General features: G+C 22.7%; 1 protein-coding gene. It reads left to right on the forward strand.

Annotated elements, in window-relative coordinates:
- The first annotated feature begins 187 nt into the window (after positions 1 to 187).
- Entirely contained in the window at positions 188 to 328 is a 141-nt protein-coding gene (locus LUA84_RS03450) for a TFIIB-type zinc ribbon-containing protein (protein ID WP_231434451.1), read from the forward strand.
- Positions 329 to 447: the final 119 nt, after the last annotated feature.

Below are 447 nucleotides of genomic sequence, written 5' to 3' on the forward strand. Positions count from 1 at the left end.
TTTCAAGATTCGGTTCTAGATATGGAAAAGGTATAAGNNNNAATTTGTTGAGATTGAAAAGAAATATAGAAATAAAAAATTAAAATGTCCATTCTGCAANAGTGTATCAGTAAAAAGATTATCTTATGGAATATGATATTGCACTACATTGTGGCAAAAAATTTGCTGGAAAAGCTTATANTATACAATGACCCAATATATTTGCATAAATTGTAAAAGAATAATAGATGGAGAAACTGCATTAAAAAAGGTTAAATGTATATATTGTGGATCAAAGATATTAGTAAAACTAAGACCAAATACAATTAAAAAAATAAAAGCTGTATGAAAATAGGTATTNGTAATGAAGATAAAGATTTAATAGATATATTAAAATTTTTAGAATCTCAAGAAGGAATAAAAATTGACAATAATAGTATAATAATTAATAAAAAAGATATATCAAAG

The organism is Candidatus Nanopusillus massiliensis (assembly GCF_920984865.1).

Excerpts from the sequence above, each read along its gene's own strand:
- LUA84_RS03450 (WP_231434451.1), top strand. The coding sequence starts at position 188 with ATGACCCAATATATTTGCATAAATTGTAAAAGAATAATAGATGGAGAA.